Source organism: Moorella thermoacetica (assembly GCF_001267405.1).
Taxonomy (GTDB): domain Bacteria; phylum Bacillota; class DSM-521; order Neomoorellales; family Neomoorellaceae; genus Neomoorella; species Neomoorella thermoacetica.
Genome location: NZ_CP012369.1, coordinates 2,259,254 through 2,278,014 on the forward strand (window position 1 = coordinate 2,259,254; position 18,761 = coordinate 2,278,014).

The 18,761-nt window shown below is 55.7% G+C and carries 18 protein-coding genes; 3 read left to right on the forward strand and 15 right to left on the reverse strand.

Annotated elements, in window-relative coordinates; all coding sequences use genetic code 11:
- Nucleotides 1-13: 13 nt before the first annotated feature.
- From ilvB (MOTHE_RS11200) to ilvE, 5 genes are read right to left on the reverse strand one after another with little or no spacing between them, the layout of a single operon-like run.
- Nucleotides 14-1,696, reverse strand: a complete 1,683-nt coding sequence (gene ilvB, locus MOTHE_RS11200; protein ID WP_011393739.1) for a biosynthetic-type acetolactate synthase large subunit — start codon at nt 1,694-1,696, stop codon at nt 14-16.
- Complete coding sequence (gene ilvN / locus MOTHE_RS11205) at nt 1,680-2,198, reverse strand: acetolactate synthase small subunit (RefSeq protein ID WP_011393740.1); 519 nt, start codon at nt 2,196-2,198, stop codon at nt 1,680-1,682. The genes ilvB (MOTHE_RS11200) and ilvN overlap by 17 nt, the downstream gene beginning before the upstream one ends.
- The gene (gene ilvB, locus MOTHE_RS11210; protein WP_011393741.1) at nt 2,195-3,904 is read right to left on the reverse strand and encodes a biosynthetic-type acetolactate synthase large subunit; all 1,710 of its coding nucleotides are present in this window, start codon (nt 3,902-3,904) and stop codon (nt 2,195-2,197) included. The genes ilvN and ilvB (MOTHE_RS11210) overlap by 4 nt, the downstream gene beginning before the upstream one ends.
- 20 nt (nt 3,905-3,924) lie before the next feature.
- Nucleotides 3,925-5,583, reverse strand: coding sequence for a dihydroxy-acid dehydratase (ilvD, locus tag MOTHE_RS11215; protein WP_011393742.1), 1,659 nt, complete (start codon nt 5,581-5,583; stop codon nt 3,925-3,927).
- Nucleotides 5,584-5,601: 18 nt separating this feature from the next.
- Entirely contained in the window at nt 5,602-6,480 is an 879-nt protein-coding gene (gene ilvE / locus MOTHE_RS11220; RefSeq protein ID WP_011393743.1) for a branched-chain-amino-acid transaminase, read from the reverse strand.
- A 293-nt stretch (nt 6,481-6,773) separates the two neighbouring features.
- On the opposite strand from ilvE, the gene MOTHE_RS14040 reads away from it, so the two are divergent.
- Together MOTHE_RS14040 and MOTHE_RS11225 are read left to right on the forward strand one after the other, a co-directional pair.
- Complete coding sequence (locus tag MOTHE_RS14040; RefSeq protein WP_255302958.1) at nt 6,774-6,908, forward strand: hypothetical protein; 135 nt, start codon at nt 6,774-6,776, stop codon at nt 6,906-6,908.
- A gap of 49 nt (nt 6,909-6,957) precedes the next feature.
- Complete coding sequence (locus MOTHE_RS11225; protein WP_011393744.1) at nt 6,958-7,182, forward strand: hypothetical protein; 225 nt, start codon at nt 6,958-6,960, stop codon at nt 7,180-7,182.
- Nucleotides 7,183-7,244: 62 nt separating this feature from the next.
- Here MOTHE_RS11225 and MOTHE_RS11230 read toward each other — a convergent pair whose 3' ends face one another.
- Nucleotides 7,245-7,463 carry an FmdB family zinc ribbon protein gene (locus MOTHE_RS11230; RefSeq protein WP_053095126.1) on the reverse strand — a complete coding sequence of 73 codons (219 nt, stop codon included), beginning with the start codon at nt 7,461-7,463 and terminating at the stop codon, nt 7,245-7,247.
- 4 nt (nt 7,464-7,467) lie between these two features.
- Complete coding sequence (locus tag MOTHE_RS11235) at nt 7,468-8,628, reverse strand: HD-GYP domain-containing protein (protein WP_231115269.1); 1,161 nt, start codon at nt 8,626-8,628, stop codon at nt 7,468-7,470.
- Between the two features lie 168 nt (nt 8,629-8,796).
- Here MOTHE_RS11235 and MOTHE_RS11240 point away from each other — a divergent pair, with 168 nt between their 5' ends.
- On the forward strand, nt 8,797-9,153 hold the full coding sequence (locus MOTHE_RS11240) for a tautomerase family protein (RefSeq protein WP_011393747.1): 357 nt from the start codon (nt 8,797-8,799) through the stop codon (nt 9,151-9,153).
- Between the two features lie 96 nt (nt 9,154-9,249).
- On the opposite strand, the gene MOTHE_RS13370 is transcribed toward MOTHE_RS11240, so the two are convergent.
- The 8 genes from MOTHE_RS13370 to MOTHE_RS11280 all read right to left on the reverse strand — a co-directional run bounded on the left by MOTHE_RS13370 (nt 9,250) and on the right by MOTHE_RS11280 (nt 18,689).
- Entirely contained in the window at nt 9,250-9,435 is a 186-nt protein-coding gene (locus MOTHE_RS13370; RefSeq protein WP_025773445.1) for a hypothetical protein, read from the reverse strand.
- Nucleotides 9,436-9,478: 43 nt separating this feature from the next.
- The gene (locus MOTHE_RS11250) at nt 9,479-10,978 is read right to left on the reverse strand and encodes an aminotransferase class I/II-fold pyridoxal phosphate-dependent enzyme (RefSeq protein WP_011393748.1); all 1,500 of its coding nucleotides are present in this window, start codon (nt 10,976-10,978) and stop codon (nt 9,479-9,481) included.
- A gap of 572 nt (nt 10,979-11,550) precedes the next feature.
- Nucleotides 11,551-12,690, reverse strand: coding sequence for a fructose-1,6-bisphosphate aldolase/phosphatase (gene fbp, locus MOTHE_RS11255; protein ID WP_053095128.1), 1,140 nt, complete (start codon nt 12,688-12,690; stop codon nt 11,551-11,553).
- 166 nt (nt 12,691-12,856) lie between these two features.
- Nucleotides 12,857-14,311, reverse strand: a complete 1,455-nt coding sequence (locus MOTHE_RS11260) for an SLC13 family permease (RefSeq protein ID WP_162490097.1) — start codon at nt 14,309-14,311, stop codon at nt 12,857-12,859.
- 149 nt (nt 14,312-14,460) lie between these two features.
- A complete protein-coding gene (locus tag MOTHE_RS11265; RefSeq protein WP_011393751.1) occupies nt 14,461-15,537 on the reverse strand; it encodes a zinc-dependent alcohol dehydrogenase in 1,077 nt (358 codons plus the stop codon).
- A 68-nt stretch (nt 15,538-15,605) separates the two neighbouring features.
- Entirely contained in the window at nt 15,606-16,946 is a 1,341-nt protein-coding gene (locus MOTHE_RS11270; RefSeq protein ID WP_053095130.1) for a Tm-1-like ATP-binding domain-containing protein, read from the reverse strand.
- A gap of 164 nt (nt 16,947-17,110) precedes the next feature.
- The gene (locus MOTHE_RS11275) at nt 17,111-18,028 is read right to left on the reverse strand and encodes a sugar phosphate isomerase/epimerase family protein (protein ID WP_053095131.1); all 918 of its coding nucleotides are present in this window, start codon (nt 18,026-18,028) and stop codon (nt 17,111-17,113) included.
- Nucleotides 18,029-18,095: 67 nt separating this feature from the next.
- The gene (locus tag MOTHE_RS11280; protein WP_011393754.1) at nt 18,096-18,689 is read right to left on the reverse strand and encodes a class II aldolase/adducin family protein; all 594 of its coding nucleotides are present in this window, start codon (nt 18,687-18,689) and stop codon (nt 18,096-18,098) included.
- Between the last annotated feature and the right edge of the window lie 72 nt (nt 18,690-18,761).

The following is an 18,761-nucleotide window of genomic DNA, read 5'->3' on the forward strand; positions in this document are numbered from 1 at the left end:
CCTCTGAAAAAAATTATTCCGGAAGAATCATCTCGTCCAGGGCCGCCCCTTCCGGGACCATGGGGTATACCATCTCTTCAGGACTGATCAGGCATTCAATCAATGTCAGGCGGTCGTTGCCCATAGCCCGAGCCAGGACTGGCACCACTTCTTCCTGCTTACTTATACGCAACCCCTCGGCCCCGTAGCACTCCGCCAGGCGGACAAAGTCGGGGTTGCCGGTAAACTCGATGGCGGTATACTGGCGTTCATAGTAAAAGTGCTGCAGCTGGCGCACCATGGCCAGGCTTTGGTTATTGAAAAGTAAAATCTTTAAAGGTACGCCCTGCTCCCTGGCTGTACCCAGTTCCGCCATGCTCATCTGGAAGCTGCCGTCGCCGGTTATCAACCACACCTGTTTATCGGGCCGGGCCAGGGCGGCGCCCACGGCTGCCGGCAGGCCGTAACCCATGGTTCCCAGGCCACAGGAAGAAATGAAGGTGCGGGGTTCGGTAAAACCGTAAAAGAGGGCTGCCCACATCTGATGCTGGCCGACATCGGTAGTAATAATCGCCTGGCCGCGGGTCATCTCCCCCAGGCGCTCGATTACCCACTGGGGCCGCACCTCGCCGCCGCGGCCATAGGTCAGGGGGTAGAGATTACGCAATTCTTTAATGCGCTGCAGCCAGGGGCCGTGTCCGGCGGGTTCCACCAGGGGCAGGAGTTCCTTCAGGATACAGCTGATATCGCCTACCAGAGGTAAATCCACCCGGACGTTTTTGCCGATTTCCGCCGGGTCAATATCCAGGTGGGCAATCCTGGCCCGGGGGGCGAACTTATCCAGGGCTCCCGTTACCCGGTCGTCAAAGCGTACCCCCAGGCCCACCAGGAGGTCGCACTCCATGAGGGCATGGTTGGCGCAGGGCTTGCCATGGAGGCCGACCATACCTAAAGATAAAGGATTATCCTCGGGAAAGGAACCCAGCCCCGTGAGGGAGGTTACTACCGGTATCTGGAGCTTTTCTACCAGTTGGCGTAAATAATCCTCGGCTCGGGAAACCTGTACCCCGCCCCCCGCGAAGATTAACGGCCGCTCGGCCTCGCCTAAGATTCGCGCCAGGGAGCGAAGCTGGCCCGGATGGCCATGATAGGTGGGTTTGTAACCCCGCAGCTCCACCCTTTCCGGTAAGGGTGCCCGGCAGGGGGCCAGGGCCACATCCTTGGGTATATCTACCAGCACCGGTCCCGGGCGACCGGTGCCGGCAATATAGAAGGCCTCCTTGACGATTCGGGGTAATTCCTCTACATCCTTGACCAGGTAATTATGCTTGGTAATAGGCATGGTAATGCCCGTAATGTCGGTTTCCTGGAAGGCATCGCTACCCACCATCCGCGTCGGGACCTGGCCGGTAAAGATAACCACCGGCACAGAATCCATAAAAGCGGTGGCAATACCGGTGACCAGGTTGGTCGCCCCCGGACCCGAGGTGGCAAAGCAGACACCTGTTCTGCCGCTGGCGCGGGCGTAACCGCTGGCGGCATGAACGGCGTTCTGCTCCTGGCGAACCAGGATATGGCGGATGGGCGTCCGGGCCAGCTCATGATAGAGGGGCAATACCGCCCCGCCGGGATAACCGAAGACCAGTTCCACACCCTCGTCCAGGAGGGCCTCAACCACGGCCCGGGCGCCAGTGCGGCCGCTAGTCTCCTGTGCCATTGCCGCTGGCCTCCATTCCCCTGGTCTTCGCCCCCCGGAGCATGGCGATCTTGCCCGTCCGGACTACCTCCCGGATGCCGAAGGGTCGCAGGGAGTTTTCGATGGCGTCGATTTTGTCGGCATCGCCGGTGGCTTCGATAATTAGGCTGTTACGGGCAATATCGACGATCCGGGCCCGGAAGATATCGACAATCTGCATAATCTCTCCCCGTACGGAAGGGTCGGCGTTTACTTTAATAAGGATCAGTTCCCGCCCGACGTAGGGGTCGTTGGTGATGTCACTGATCTTGATGACATCTATGAGCTTGTTGAGCTGTTTACTGACCTGTTCGATAATCTGCTCGTCACCATCAACGACAATGGTCATGCGGGAAATAGCAGGGTTTTCGGTACGACCTACAGCCAGGCTGTCAATGTTATAACCCCGGCGACTGAAAAGACCGGCCACCCGGGTCAGGACGCCGGGACGGTTTTCCACCAGGACTGAAAGGGTGCGCTTCATGCTCCCTTACCTCCCGTCACCATCTTATTGAGGGTGCCCCCCGGCGGCACCATGGGAAAGACGTTCTCCTCCCTGTCGATCCTGACATCAACCAGGAAGGGGCCTTCTGCAGCCAGGGCTTCTTCCAGAGCGGGAACAACCTCCCGGCTTTCGTTAACCAGCCGCCCCGGAATGCGGTAGGCCTCAGCCACCTTGACAAAGTCCGGATTACCGAGCATCTCCGAGTAGGCATAGCGGCGGTTAAAAAAGAATTCCTGCCACTGACGCACCATACCCAGGTAACCGTTGTTCATGATAATAATCTTGAGTGGCAACTGGTAATGGCTAATGGTAGCGAGCTCCTGGATATTCATCTGGAAACTACCGTCGCCAGTAATAACCACAATCGGCTCCCCCGGCCGGGCAACAGCGGCTCCCATGGCTGCCGGGACGCCAAAGCCCATGGTTCCTAATCCGCAGGACGAAAGGAAGGCGCGGGGCCGGCTCAGGGGATAATACTGCACCGCCCACATCTGGTGCTGGCCGACATCAGTGCAGATAATGGCCTGCCCCTTAGTAAGATTATATAATTCCTCCAGGACATACTGGGGTTTCAGGCCACTCTTTTCATAGCGTAACGGATTTTCTTCCTGCCAGCGCCGGATTTGCTGCCGCCAGGCCTGGTGATCGCCTTTTCCCGACAATTTCTCCAGGATGGCGGCCAACCCCTGACGAGCATCGCTGACAATGGGAATATGGGCCTGAACCACCTTGCCGATCTCAGCGGCATCAATATCGATGTGGATAATTTTAGCTTTCGGAGCAAAGGCTTCGACTTTACCCGTGACCCGGTCGTCAAAACGGACACCCACACCGATAATGAGATCCGTCTCACACATGGCGTAGTTGGCTGCCGCTGTACCATGCATGCCCACCATGCCTACAAATAAAGGATGGGTTTCCGGGAAACCGCCCTTGCCCATCATGCTCATGACTACGGGAATATCCTGGCCCTCAGCCAGTTGCCGTACTTCTTCATGGGCTTCTGAGGTGATTACGCCGCCACCAATAAAGAGTAAAGGTTTTTCCGCAGCCCCGATAGCGGCAGCCGCCTGGGCTACCTGGAGGGCGTGGGGTTGCACCTTGCACCGGTAACCTGGAAGGTGGAGTCTGGGAGGGTAGCGAAACAGTGCCCGCTGGGTGGTAATATCCTTGGGAATATCGATCAGCACCGGACCCGGACGGCCGGTGGTAGCGATGTAAAAAGCCTCGTGGATGGTAGCTGCCAGGTCGTGGACGTTCTTGACCAGGTAATTGGCCTTGGTAATGGGGAGGGTAATGCCGGTAATGTCGGCTTCCTGGAAGGAATCATGGCCAATCATAGGAACACTGACCTGGCCGGTAATGGCAACCAGGGGGATGGAATCCATATAGGCATTGGCGATCCCCGTCACCAGGTTGGTTGCTCCAGGGCCGGAAGTAGCAATACACACACCGGGTTTGCCGCTGGCGCGGGCATAACCGTCGGCGGCATGGGCGGCTGCCTGCTCATGCCGCGTTAAAATATGGCGTATGCTGGCTACCGCCAGCTCATGATAAAGGGGCAGGACGGAGCCCCCCGGGATACCAAATACGGTATCCACTCCCTCTGCCTGGAGGGCCTGAACAATAATCTCCGCTCCGGTTAGTTTTTTGCCTTCAGCTCGATCCCCAATGGTAAAAAGCACCCCTTTGCGCTTAAAATATTTTACTCCAACACCGCGCCCCTGGCTCCGGAAGTAACCATGCGCGCGTAGCGGCCCAGGTAACCGCCGGTGATCTTCGGCGGCGGCGCCTGCCAATTCTGGCGGCGGCGGGCAATTTCTTCTTCCGGCACCTTAAGTTCCAGCTTGCCGGCTTCAATATCGATGGCGATGATATCTCCTTCTTCCACCAGGGCGATGAGCCCCCCGGCCGCTGCTTCCGGCGAGACGTGACCGATAGAGGCGCCACGGCTGGCACCGGAGAAACGGCCGTCAGTGATCAGAGCCACGGAGCTGTCCAAGCCCATACCGGCCAGGGCTGCCGTGGGACTGAGCATTTCCTGCATACCCGGACCGCCACGAGGGCCTTCGTAGCGGATTACCACCACATCCCCGGGTTTAATCTGCTTCCCCATAATGGCGGCAAAAGCCTCTTCCTCGCTGTTAAATACCCGCGCCGGCCCTTCATGCCGCATCATCTCCGGCAGCACGGCGCCCTTCTTTACAACGGCACCCTCAGGAGCCAGGTTGCCATACAATACGGCCAGGCCACCTTCCCTGCTGTAGGGGTCTTCCACAGGCCGGATAACCTCGCGCCGGCTTACCACCCGACCGCTGACGTTATCAGCCACTGTCCGTCCGGTCACAGTAAGGGCGCTGCCGTCAATCAGGCCATGACGGTAGAGCTCATTCATCACCGCCGGGATACCGCCGGCCTCATCCAGGTCCTGGATGTGCTGGCTGCCGGCCGGGCTGAGCTTACAGATCTGGGGCGTCCGCCGATTGATTTCGTTGAAAGTATTCAGGTCAAGTTTTACGCCGGCTTCATGGGCTATGGCCGGCAGGTGCAGGCAGGTATTGGTCGAACCACCCAGGGCCATATCCACGGCCACGGCATTGCGGAAGGCTGTAGCCGTCATAATATCCAGGGGCCGGATATTTTCCTGGAGTAATTTCATCACCTGCATACCGGCTTCTTTAGCCAAACGTACCCGGGAGCCGCTCACTGCAGGGGTAGTACCGTTACCCGGCAGGCCCATCCCTAAGGCCTCAACCATGCAGTTCATGGTGTTGGCGGTAAACATACCCGCACAGGAACCACAGCCCGGGCAGGCGCAGTCCTCCAGGGCGGCCAGTTCCTGTTCTGTCATCTTCCCGGCCTGGACAGCCCCTACAGCCTCGAACATAGTACTCAGGGAAACATCCCGGCCCTGGTAACGGCCGGCCAGCATGGGACCGCCGCTGATAAAAATGGCAGGGAGGTTCAGGCGGGCTGCTGCCATAAGCATCCCGGGGACGATCTTATCGCAGTTAGGGATAAATACCAGGGCGTCAAAGGGATGGGCCATAGCCATTACTTCAATCATATCGGCGATGAGCTCCCGGCTGGCCAGGGAATACTTCATCCCCACATGGTTCATGGCCAGGCCATCACAGACACCGATAGTGGGAAACTCCAGGGGCGTACCGCCGGCCAGGCGCACCCCTGCTTTTACGGCTTCCACCAGGTTATTTAAATGTATATGGCCGGGAATGAGTTCATTATGGGCATTGACAACACCTATAATCGGCCGCTCGATTTCCGTCTCGGTCAGGCCCATGGCTTTAAGTAACGATCTGTGGGGAGCCCGGGCCAGGCCCGTTTTCATAGCATCGCTGCGCACGGTTTTCCTCTCCCTTGATCAGGCAAAGATTTTCGGACCGTCGGTTTTAGTTAACTCACGGTACCGGGCAATGAGATCCCTGGTTATGGGGCCCGGCTGGCCGTTACCGATGGGCCGACCGTCCACCTTGACTACCGGAATAGCTTCCGCGGCCGTGCCCGTGAGGAAACACTCGTCAGCCACATAGACATCATGGCGGGTAAAGACCTTCTCGTAAACCGGTATGCCGGCTTTGGCCGCCAGCTCCATAACAGCGTTACGGGTAATGCCTTCCAGAAGGCCCACAAAGGGCGGTGGGGTGATTAACTGCCCGTTCTTTACGATGAAGATGTTATCGCCGGTGGCTTCGGCCACATAACCTTCTTTATTCAGGAAAAGCCCTTCCGGAGCTCCGGCCCGGGTAGCCTCCATTTTGGCGATGATGTTATTCAAGTAGTTCAGAGACTTAATCCGCGGGTCCAGGGCATCAGGGGAATTACGGCGCGTACCCAGGGTGACCAGTTCCAGACCTTTTTCATATAATTCCGCCGGGTAGAGTTCAATGGCCGCCGCGATACAAAAGATGGACGGCCGGGGGCATTTGCGGGGATCCAGGCCCAGGTCGCCCTTACCCCGGGTAACTACCAGGCGTATATAGGCATCCCGTAAATTATTACGCCGGCAGGTCTCCAGTACCACCCGGGTCATTTCCTCTTTGCTCAGTCCGGGATCCAGATTGATATGCCGGGCGGAATCATACAGGCGGTCAATATGTTCCTTTAAACGAAAAACCCGGCCATCGTAGGCGCGGATCCCTTCAAAGACGCCGTCGCCATATAGTACGCCATGATCAAATACTGATAACTTTGCCTCTTCTTCATCTACATACTCTCCGTCAAGATAGATAATCAGCCCCACGATTTCTCCTCCTCACTCTTTACCGGTTGGTGGGCGCCAGGGCCGGCGCGATAAAAGCCGCAAAATATGTTTATGTTTCAGTATAAATAACCGTAAATAAAGTGTCAAGGATTTTTGGCTGATGGTAAAGTTTAAGTATTATCTAAGCAAAAAAATAAAGGTTACCACGAAAGGGATAACTCCTTTCGGGCATCCTTTAAACTCATGACAATTTGAACGTAGATTTTTAAAGGTATAAAGGACTATTTCTGGTGCATGATAATGATAAACCCGGAGTAAAGGAGTAGATTTTTATGGCGAAATTAAATGAATTAGAAGTTGCCCGCTTAAGCGACGAACAAACCAAACGCCTGCAGGAAACCGAAAAACTCATCAACGCCGCTGGTAACCAGGATATTTACCTGCTGGCTTTAAAGAAAAAGTCATAGCCCGGCCCTGGAACCGGCAGCAGGATACGCTAAAGAAGGTGATTGATAAATGTCCCTTAACGGCCTCATTCGCCAAAGCCTGGAAATGGTAGAAGAGCTGGTAGCCATGCCCTTCCTGGTGGCCCAGAAAATATGGCCGGAGGATAGTACCTCCACCACCGATCAGGTTATCAACCGGGCCGCAGGGCTGAGTGCCGGTCTTGCCACCATGCCGTTCAAGGCCATTCGCGAAATCTTTGAAGACGACCGGCAGCAATCGCCATCGTCTTCTTAGGAAAAAATAAAGCCGGGAAAAGCTTTCCCGGACTTATCACCCCCCGATGCGGGGGTCTCTTTCTAATGGCAGCCACTGCAGGTGCTGCAACTGCCACCGCTGCAACTGCTGCTGCTATAAGCGGCGCCAGGTTTTCCTTTACGCGTGTAAAGGAAACCTGTAAACCGCTGGCTTACTTTACCGCCGCACTCCGGGCAGCGGACCTTGTCCCTCTCTTTGATGGCGGCAAACTGGCTGAAGAGGTGCCCGCATTCATTACATTTAAAATCATAAGTCGGCATAACCTCATCTCCTTCCATAGAGATTATAACACCCGCCGCCCCACCTGTCATCTCCGGTACCAGGGTTCCCGGCGCCTCCTACCGGTAAAGCCGCAGCCGGCAAAACGCGGCTGACGAAACGATGTAAATCGACAGTCAAGTCTATCGTAACTGGCTCTTTATAGGGTGTTCCATCAGAGTGGTAGAGGAGACGTACCCGGGGCTGGTGGGAATGGCCGCGGGCTGTCCCGGTAACCACCCCCATCTCGCCATTATTCAACTCTACCAGCGTCCCCACAGGATAGGCAGCAACATTAAACAGGAAGGCCTTGACTATCCGGTAGTCGTAGATGAAGTTTCCCGCCCCGGCCAGCATCTCATAGGCTTCATGGGGCGGGTAAGCCCGCCGGTAAACCCGGTCAGCGGTAAGGGCATCGTAAACGTCGACGACTCCAGTGATGCGGGCAAACTCGTGAATCTCTTCACCCTTCAATCCCCGGGGGTAACCGCTACCATTGTAACGTTCGTGGTGTTCCAGGGCCACCCGGGCCGAAAGCAAGCTCACTTTTTCCTGCAGCCGGAGAATATCAAAACCGCACTGGGGATGGCGGCAGACCAGTTCATACTCCTCCACCGTCAGTTTGCCGGGTTTGTTGAGGATACTCAGGGGCAGACAGGTCTTGCCGATGTCATGAAGCAGCGCCCCCACCCCCAGCTGCATTAAAGCGGAGCGACTGTAGTGTAAGGTTAAACCGGTAATCAGGGCCAGCACGCATACATTCACCGAGTGGGCAAAGGTGTAATCATCCAGGGCTCTGATATCTGTTAAATTAAGCATGAGATCTTTACGGCTTAAAAGATCTTCTAAAAGGCTATTGACCACCCGCTGGATGCGTGCAGAATCGACCAGCAAAGCAGTATGGGTAGGTTTCCCCTGAGGGCAGGTACCAAAGAGATCCTTCATAGCCTTTATGGCCTGCAACCGGGTTTGTTCGCTAATAACGTCTTCTACTTCCAGATCTCCCAGGACTTCGTCGACGATATAAACTGCCGGTATGCCCAGTTCCCGCAAGCGAACCAGGTAACTGGGTTTCAGGGTTACCCCTTTATTGAGTAAGACCCGCCCCTCGGCGCTGTAAATAGCCCGGGCTACCACCATACCCGGTTTCAGGGCCTCAACTGGCATCTTACGCACTACCGGCCACTCCTTTTTCCCGCCACGCCTTTATTTCGACACAAGGGAACGAAATCCTCTCATACCTGGCCGGAGATACCGGCACTGGACCTCTTCAGGCAGGAAAAACAATCCCGGCAGCGAACTCCTATATAAACAGGTTTGCAGGAGATGATGTCCATGCCCCTGGCCACCATCCAGATTTGGGAGGGTCCCGACCGGGCCAGAAAACAGAAACTCATCGAAGCTGTTCGCCAGGCCATGATCAATTATGGCGGCCTGGACCCGGAAGAAGTTTATATCGTTGTCCAGGATTTATCCCGGGATAGCTATACCATTAAGAATGTCCTGAGCTCCGAAGACACCCTGACCTGCGCCACCGTCCGCGGCTGCCCCTACAGCGGCCAGGATGGCTGCCTGCTGAAACAGGGAAAAAACTGCTGGGAAACCGACCACGGCTGCCCCTTGAACCCCTGCGCCGGCAAACACGAGGCCTGCAGCTTCTTCCGCCACGTCCAGTTAATGGAGGTAGTGTAGGTCTAAGTTGCGGGTTGCAGGCGACTTTCACCACCAGATTAACTCCTATACCTGTACGAGCCGAAAAAAAACCACCCCGCTTCAGGGTGGTTATTTTTATTTTAACTGCTGGTTGTGGGGGAAAATACTATAACCGGGATCCTTTTGCTGGCGGTAAAGGTAATACCCCAGGGCCAGGACTGCCCCGCCCAGGATAACGATACCATAAATCATTTCCTGCACCCCCAGGAGAAAAGCTGTTACTTTTCCTTTAGTATAGGAAACGGCGCCGGGGGATGTCAAGGCGTAAACCTATTCGGCCTGCTACCGGCTACAGGGCCATGATTCAGGCCAGCCCGGCCCGGCTGGCCGCCCCGTGTTCGAGCATACTCACCGTATCCTTCAAGACGCGGATAACCTTGAGTTCCGGGTCTTCCGGCCCCTGCAAGTCGGCATGCTCTCTTTTCAGCAGGTTAACGTAATCTATAATCTCCCTGGTAATAACCTCTCCCGGGCAGACCAGGGGGATACCCGGCGGGTAGGCGGTAATGGCTTCGGCGCTGATTTCTCCTTCCGCATAATCCAATTCCAGGCAATAAGTCTGGCTGTAAAAGGCTTCCCGGGGCAAGACCGCCATGCGGGGAATGGCCGGCAAGGGCGGGCAAAAGCGGACTACGTTCTTTAAGGAGCGCTTCCTGGCTATATCTTTAAAGGCAGCTACCAGCTTACCGGCGGTCTCCTCATTATCACCTATGGAAACCAGGAGCAGGACGTTATAGAGGTCGGAGAGCTCGACCTGGATTTTATACTCCCGGCGTAAAAGGGTTTCCATTTCATAACCGGACAACCCCAGCCCCTGGACGTTGACAGTAATCTTGGTGGGGTCCAGGTAACTGCAACCAGGCAGGGAGGTAACCTCTTCACCCATAATGGCCAGGCCTTCGATGCGGGATAGCTCTCCGCGGATCCAATGGGCTATCTCCAGGGTCCGTTCCAAGAGTTTCCGGCCCTTGAGGATCATCTGCTTTCTGGCTACGTCCAGGGAAGCCAGGAGGATATAAGAAGGACTGGTGGTCTGGGAAAGGTTAAGGACCGCTTTGATATGCTTAGGATCCAGCCTTCCCCCCTGGAGCAGGAGATAGGAACTCTGGGTCAGGGAACCGGCTAACTTATGGGCACTGGTTGCCGCCAGGTCCGCCCCCGCCTCCATGGCTGAAGGAGGTAGCGCCGGATGGAACTTCAGGTGGGCACCGTGGGCCTCATCGACCAATACCGGCACGTCATAGCTATGGGCTATAGCAACGATTTCCTTTAACGGAGGGACGGTGCCGTAGTAATTGGGGCTGATAACGAAGACTGCTTTCGCGTCCGGGTGTTCCCTTAAGGCCGCTTCCACTTGTTCCGGGGTTATACCCATGGAGATACCAAAGTCAGCGTTGATCTCCGGTTCAATATATACCGGCCGGGCCCCGCTCAGGATAAGGCCCCCCAGGGCCGAGCGATGGGCGTTGCGGGGAATGATAATCTTGTCCCCTGGCTGGCAGACGGCCAGGATCATGGCCTGGATGCCGGAGGTGGTGCCGTTGACGAGAAAAAAAGCGTGTTCCGCTCCGTAGGCCGCCGCCGTCAGTTCCTCCGCCTCCCGGATGACATCCCGGGGGTTGCAGATATTATCCAGGCCCGGAACACAGGTCAAATCCATGGCCAGGACCCGTTCGCCCACATACTCCTTAAACTCCGGCAGGGCCCGGCCCTGCTTGTGTCCGGGCACGTGGAAGGGAATAACCTCATCATCTATATATTGTTTTATCGCCGTAAAGACCGGTGTCCTGGTCTGGTCCAGCATAACCATCGCCCCCTGTAGGGTTTTGCAACAGATTTTATTACACCACAAACTGCAAGTGGATGCAAGAAGGTTTTTCAATACATTTTTATGAACCCGGCCGGAATGAGTTACCTAAAAAATATAAGAGCCACCCTCAGGTGGCTCCTCCGGAAATAAAGTTTTACCAAAAATGGTGATTACTGATTGAGCTGTGCTCCAGCTTCTTTAGGGCAAAGGGTACAGGCTCCGGTCTCCAAGGTTCTCGGCTAGCAAACTTTACGCTCAGCCTTGCTCGGCGGCGGGGGTGGCTTGGCTTTATCTCTTTGATCAATCATAACGGAGCATGGTGCATCTCGTTCCTGAAGCCACGTTACGATCCCCATCCCGTTCACCGCTGCCTCGCTACGGCTTCGCTGAGTTTGCTAACGCCTCGAACCAAGTCGCCCTCCGCCTGTACCCTCCAGCCCCTTGCCTCTCAGCCACATTTTCAGTGTTCATTGTTCGCTAGCGGGGACGTTAACCCTCATGAGGGACTCCCCCAAAACGCTGATGCCTTTAAACCATCGTTACGCCCTTTTTAGCGGTTCCCCGGCCTATTTGGCTCCCAATTCTTCGGCTGCCGGTTCCCGGTCGTCCCGATGGTCGACCTTTACAAAACGGTTCTTCAGTTTGGCCATGACCTCGGACATGGTGGTGTATTCCATGTCCTCCAGGGGCAGGCGGTGGGGTTCGAATGGACCCAGGGAACGCAGGTAGCTGGCAATCTCGTTAGCCGTCTGGCGGGCCTTATCAAAAGCCACGTCGCCGAAGAAGTCCTGGGGCCCTACCAATCGCCCGCCGGACAGCTGGAAGCCCATGGCTACCACCCGCAGCGGCCCGTCAAAGCGTGTCGGTGCCGACTGATCGAGGCCTACCGGCATCAGGGGGCCGATATGAGAACCCCGCATCCAGCCGGCTACCAGGTGGGGATTAACGAAGGGCTCCAGGGCCTCACCTACAGCCGGCAGACCGCTCTGGCAACGGACAATGCAGACCGGATCGTCCTTCCCGACATAGCGCCCGGCCATGAGGTTCAGGCGTTGGGTACTGGAAACGGCTGCAATCTCGCCGGTTGTCTTCGAGTAAACAGACTTGATGCAGTAACGCCCCGGAGCGCCGATGAAGACCAGGAGATCATAGAGCTCCTCCGGCAGGGAGAACTCTACCCGCTCGTTTTTTATCAGGTCATAGACCTCGAAACGGAATCCCTGGTGCATCTTGGGATCGATGACCAGGCCGATAGTATTGAAGGGGTCGGCAAACATTTTATAAAGGGGAAGGTTCCAGGCGCCGGGTTCGGTTTTATCGGCAGCAAAAACGATTATAGGTTCGCTCTTGCGTTCTTCAAACTCCATTTCCGCGACCCCGGGACCCATGCCCTTGACATTACCGGAGAAAGCATCCGACAGCAGGTCCTGGCCGGCGCCGTAAAGCTTTAGTTCCCGGGCCACCTCGGTACACTGGAGAAAAACATTCCAGGCCAGATGATGAATTTCCGGGCAATCAACGCCATACTTATGAGTCATAATAAGGTCAATATCGTCACCAACGTGGGCCACCCGGTAATCAATGAGGAGCTTGCTTTCTGCCAGGTAACGTTCCGCTGTCTCCAGCAGCCGCGGGTGGACGCTGGAGTGGCCCACAAAGCCGCCAATGTCTGCCTTAATGACACTTAATGTAATCCTTTCACCCAAGGTAGCACAGCCTCCTTGCCCAGACTAAAAGTAATTGTGTTATACTATATGCTTTTCTATTCGATATAGAATAGCAGATTCCTCTTTTTTATAGATGCTTTTTGGGGCAAAAAAATAAGGAGCCTGACTGGCCCCTTTTATACAATTATTAATGCAATGGTACATATTAATGCAACGGTACACCTGCCGGCATGCCGGCGAGAACCAGGCCGATGGCAATGGCCCCGGCGCTCACTATGGTTAGAATCACGCCAATCTTGAAAAGGTCCTTAAAACTAAAGTACCCGTAAGCATAGGGTAACACAAAGGACGGGCTCTCGGTAACCAGGATGAAATGGGTGGAAGCGGCGAAACCGGCCGCCAGGGCCATCGACAGCACTGGCAGGGCGTTCTGCTGGGCGTAGGCAATGATAAAGGGTACATTAACCGAAGCAGCTGCTGTAAAGCTGGAGAAGCCCAGGGAATCCACTGCTACCAACAGGGTCACCGCCAGTGGCTGCAGCGGCCGGGGAAGAATAGTCATGGGTTTCAGGGCGTGCTGGGCCACCCACTGGGCCAGGCCACTCTGGCTGGCTGCCAGGCCCAGGGCGAAGCCGCCTACTACAAGCATCAGGGCCCCCCATTCCAGGCGTTTCTCCACATCGCTCCATTTCTTGAAAACTCCAACACCCGGCATTGATAAAAGTCCCAGGATGAGAAGGGAGACAAAAGCTATCGGCAATCCATTCCATGAACTGGTCAGCCAGAGGACTACCGCCAGGAGAAAAACAACCATGGTAGTTATTTCCTCGATGGACCAGGAGCCCATTCCCTTGAGTTCTTTGTGAATCATATCTTTGCCGTAGGGCAATTCTTTAATTTCCGACGGAAAGATCTTGAGAATCAGCCACCAGGCAATAATGCCGACTGCTACGAAGATAGGTGTAGCAATAGCTACCCAGTCAAGAAACGATACTCCTATTTTGGCGTTTTTTGTCAGAAAACTCATGGTAATGACATTGGAAGCTACCCCCGAAGGTGTACAAATACCGCCCAGGGTAGAACCAAACATAATGGCCATCATCAAGCCCCGGCCCAGGTTACTCTCCCCCGGTTTGGCATCCACGGATTGTAACAAGCCTACTACGATCGGCAGCATCATCGCCACCACGGCCACATCGGTGACGAACATGGAGATTACAAAGGATACCAGGAAGTAAATGCCGATTACCCGGCTAACTTTGGTACCTGAAAGGGCCAGCAGCAGATAAGTGATCCGTTTACCCAGGCCGGACATGGTAAAGGCCACCGACAGGGCCAGAACACCTATCAAAAAAGGAACAAAACTATCACCAAAACTCTGGGCTACAGATTTATCCAGACTAAGGATTCCGGTAAAATGAAGCATTAACGGCACCATTAAGGCCGTAACTGGAATGGGCAGCGTCTCCGTCAGCCACCAGAAAACTGTGGTCGCCATTACCCCCAGGGTGCGCATGGCCGCAGGTTTCATACCTGCCGGAACAGGTAAGATATAGAAGAGGCCCAGGACAGCCAGGCCGATTATAAAATAAGCCCACCTGGTACCAGCTTTTTTGCCGGTTGCTACCGCCTGTGTGCCGGTTTGAGTGGCAGTGGCCATATTATCCCCGCCTTTGCAATTAGTTGAATTGTCGTTGCCAAAGGGTGATTTTATTATTAAGATATAAGGAGCAGGGAGCAGGTTACAGCTTACCATCCGTCACTGCTCCCCGCCGTCGCTAACGGCCTGCTCCGGGCCGTTAGCCTTTTTTAGGGGTTGATAACCACCTTCATGGCCCCGTCTTTGCGGTTGACGAAGTAATCCAGGCCCTTCTGGAACTCTTCTAACGGGAAGGCGTGGGTCATAATTGGTTTGGCGTCAATCTTACCCTGGGCCATCAGTGACAGGGCGCGCTTACAGTTCTGGTTGCCCTCACCGCGTACGGTGAGCAGGCTGATCTGGTTTAAGACGACATAATCCAGGTTAGCCATTACCGGTTCCTTATAGAAGGAAACCAGGACCATGACACCGCCCTTTTTAGCCGCTTTGATGCCGTACTCGAAGGACTGAGAGTTGCCGGCGCACTCAAAAACCCGCTCGCAGCCCTTACCACCGGTGATGGCCATTACTTCGGCAACGGGATCGGCCACCTCACGAATATTAATGGTATGGGTGGCGCCGAGCTCACGACCCTTGACCAGGCGGTCTTCTCGGGTTCCCATGAGGATGATCTTTTCGGCCCCCAGGGACCGGGCTCCCTGGACCACAGAGAGACCAATAGGGCCGGGGCCGATGACCAGGACCGTATCCCCGGCAATATAACCGCCGCTCTTGTCGATGGCGTAGAGGGCACAGCCGGCCGTAGTCACATAGGTGGCTTCGTTGAAAGTAATATTGTCGGGAATCTTGTAGACTGAATTTACATGCTGGACGGCATACTCGGCAAAGCCACCGTCTACCGTCATGCCCGCGGCCCGGTGGCCCTTGTCCAGGCGGCCGTAGTTTAGGCAGGCAGTGTACTTGCCGTCGATGCAGTTTTCACAGCGGCCGCAACCCTTGTGAGCCTCGATGGCTACCCGGTCGCCGACCTGGAATTCGTCCACTGTTTCTCCCAGGGCGACAATGGTCCCGGCCCATTCATGGCCGAAGGTAAATTCACCGTAGGGAGGCATCTTTGGCATGCCCTTGGTGATAATCTTTACATCGGTGCCGCAGATGCCGCAGGCCGCCACCCTGACCAGCACCTCGCCGGGGCCGGGTTTGGGCACCGGCTTTTCTACCAGGCGCACGTCGTTAGGGCCGAAGAGAACCAGGGCTTTCATTTTTTCAGGGATCATATAAGTCATAGCTTTTGACCTCCTTGGGAAATCACTCTACATTAACTCCAGGTCGGCGGCGTTCAGGTACTCAACCTTCACCTTGGTGCTTGCTTTACGATTGCGCTTTCTGGCGTTAACGATCGCCTCCATTTCGGGTTTTTTGGAGGGAGTGTGCCCTTCTCCACGGCTTCCCTGGGAAAGGTGCCATCTACCGGCCGAGAAACCTCCATCAACTGGTGCAAAACAGCGACGGCGCTGGCGGCGAAGATCGGGTCGTTAATATGGGCGTTGAGTTTCATAAGTTTTATCCCGGGATTCAGGTTGGCCTCCAGGGACGCCACCAGAGCGGCGTCGGCTTCCTGATCGTACAGGGGGCCACCGGCCCGGCCGTTTTCCGACCAGCCCTTGAGAGGGACCATCACCACCACCGGACCGCGAGCGGCATTTAGCTTGGCGGCCATGACTTCGCCTACCTGGGCCAGTTCACCCCCGGTAGCCCGGACATTGGTATTGTAGGGGTTATGGTAGTGGGTCTTCCGGCCTTGGAAACGCTGCGGTATGGTATCTGCCGGTCCAAAACAGAAGTAATCCAGGCCGCCCAAGGAAACAACTTGGGGAATCCCCCGCCTGCCTGCAGCTTCCAGGCGCGGCCGCAGGGGAGTATAAATATCAGCGCCATGGACCTCGCCGATCAACTCGTGGGGGGTCAGATCCAGAACGCCGTTTATTAACCCTGCTTCGATTAGTTCTTCCATGGCTGATCCGCAGGTCCCGGAAGCATGAAAGGCTATCACTTCGTAACCCAGTTCCACCAGTCGCCCCCGGGCGGCTGCTACTGCCGGGTCGGTATTGCCCAGAGCTGTGATGGCAATTACCGGCCGTTCCCCCGCCTTCAGGGGCTGGCCCCAGGCGGCCATTCCTATCACCGCCCCGGCAGCATTGCTGAGGATAGTGCGGCTGACGGTGTTGGGACCACCCAGCAGGTCGGCTACTGAGAACATCATGGTAATGTCCTTGTACTCTACATAGGGCCGGACATTGCCCGAGGCCACCGTAGAAACTATTAACTTGGGCAGCCCGACAGGCAAAGAGCGCATGGCCATAGCTGCTATGGCCGTACCCTGGTTGCCGCCGATGCCCAGGACGCCCGCCAGCTCTCCCCGGTCATAAAGTTCCATTAATACCCGGGCCGCTCCGCGGCCCATGGTTGCCATCATGGCATCCCGGTGCAAGGTGCCCAAATCCTTGTACTCCACCCCAGCCCGGCGGCAGATCTCTTCCCTGGAATAGGTCGCCTGAAAATTATGGGGACGATGAGTGCTGACATCCAGCACCGGGGCCTGCCAGCCATGACTGGTGATAAACTCCTGCAGAAAACGGGCTTCGGCCTCTTTGGTGTCTACTGTGGCGATAATGGCAATGTCCTTCGCTGTCACACCTTTTCTCCTCCGAAAATAACATCTGCCAAATCAGGCGATTATTGGTTTTCTTCCTGGAGACTGGGGGTACAGGCTTCAGGTTGCGGGTGCTTAGGCTAGCAACCTTGGCGCTTAAGTTGCTTAAGCGGCGGGGGTAGCTTGACTTTATTGCTAACGCCAGTTTAAGCCAGGGCCCAGGCTTCCTTAATGACACGCTTGGCGTTGGCCAGAATTAACTCTGAAGTCTCGCCTGGCAGGAGGGGGCGCACCTCAGCACTCAAGACCGGCCATTTTTCCGGCCCGATGAGACCCATATCGGCCAGGAGGCGGAAATAGGCGCTGACCTGGGGCGTGTCAATCTCTCCGTCTTCCACCCCGAACCGGGGCTGCAAGTCGCCATATATGGGGTGACGCCGGTCTTTCATAACACAGTTGCCGATGTGAAAGGCCGTCAGGTAGTCTTTAACCAGGGGCAGGGCCTCCTCGGGTTTTTCCCGTAGCAACGGGAAGTGGGAGAGATCCGCCAGGAGTCCAAACTTAGGGTAACTCGGACATAATTGTCTGGCAATATCAAAAGCATCACAGAAATGGCCAATTAAGGATTCTTTGTCAATATCCCGGTCAAAGATCTTAAGGGTAATGGCCGGGTTCCCCATCTCCCGGGCATATTCGCAGATCTGGCTCAAGGAATCGACCAGGAGTTTCTTCGCTTCCTCCCGCCGTTCCGCACCGGGGTCTTTACCCGCCGGGATGCGTACGGCCACGGCACCCAGGTCCGAGGCCTCCTTCAGGCAGTTAAAGACCTGCTTGATGGCCCGCTTTCTCTCCCCGGGCTCCAGGGAATTTAGGTTTAATTTCTGGGAAAAGATAGCTGGCTGGCAGGCGTAGCAAACCTCCAGGTGGGCAATTCTCAATAAACGGGCGGCTTCCATACGTTGCTTGATATCCCGAATCCAGCCGACTTCCACGGCGGTAAAAAAATCGTCTTCAGCAATACGTTGCAGTGTCTCGACCACCGGCCCGGTCCCATTGACGACCTCGGGGAAGGCTTTGAAATGGACGATCCCCACCTTCATATACTCATAAATGGAGGCCCGCATCCCTTAATCCCCCCTTAATTTAAATCATTTAGATGAAATGTAAATCAATTCTCGCGACCAAAAAAATTTAACCCAGCTGAGCCATCAGGAAGGCTACCCTGGCATTATCCTCCAGGACGTCGGCCAGGTAAAAAGCCCGGTGGACATCCGGACCCACGGTGATAAAGCCATGGCGGGTCATTACAGCGGCCTTAAGTTCAGGATCTTTAAAGGCCCTGTTGACCATTTCAGCCAGTTCTACTGAACCCGCCGGTGCAAAGCCAATAATGCCGATCTTACCCAGGTTACCTTCGGCCGCCGCCGTGACTACGGGTAAATCGCCCCTGGCGGTTACATAGGCCGTGGCGTAAGCCGAATGGCCGTGGAAGACAGCTCCAACCTCCGGCCGGGCCTTCATGATGCCCAGGTGGAAGCGGATCTCTTTGGAGGGTTTACCTAAACCGGCCAGAATGTTGCCTTCCAGATCTACCAGCACGAAATCTTCCGGCTCTACGTCGCCGAAGGATTTACCAGTAGCTTTAATCAGGACCTGTTCCGGGTGACCGGGAACCCGGGCACTGATGTTACCGCTGGTGGCCGATGTGAGGTTACGGGCAAAGATTTGCCTGCTCACAGCAACCAGTTCCTGCTGCAATCCAGTAATCGCGTCGAGATCTGTCATTGCTACCTTCCTCCCAACCCCGGCCCGGCTACAGGCCGGGCTCGTCCCCGGCCTGTAGCCGTAAACAGGGGG